The organism is Paraburkholderia sp. SIMBA_054 (assembly GCF_046534875.1).
GTDB classification, from domain to species: Bacteria; Pseudomonadota; Gammaproteobacteria; order Burkholderiales; family Burkholderiaceae; genus Paraburkholderia; species Paraburkholderia hospita.
This window is the reverse complement of sequence record NZ_JAWRXV010000590.1, coordinates 1-283: the sequence shown is the minus strand read 5'-3', so window position 1 is coordinate 283 and position 283 is coordinate 1. Positions and strand designations below refer to the sequence as shown.

Below are 283 nucleotides of genomic sequence, written 5' to 3'. Positions count from 1 at the left end.
GCTAACAACGTGAGTTCGGCGTTCGCTACGGTCGATTCAGCCCTGGGCAAGTTAGGCGACAAGCTCAGCGCAGGCATCGAGTATTTCCACGCGAACTCCGCGCTGGCGGATTCGTCGGCGATTGGCTCCGAGGCAATCGCGATCGGTGGGGCCGCGGCCGCATCCTCCGGTGGTGCGATTGCCGTGGGCCAGCTAAGTATGTCCAACGGTACGGCTGCTGTTGCAATCGGCCAGAATGCAACCGCCACTGGCATTGCCAATATCGCGATCGGTCAACGCGCCA

Annotated in this window: 1 pseudogene; it reads left to right on the top strand. The window is 61.8% G+C overall.

Features of this window, described 5'->3' with window-relative positions:
- Positions 1-283, top strand: a pseudogene (locus SB822_RS56455) (hypothetical protein); the annotation flags it as partial.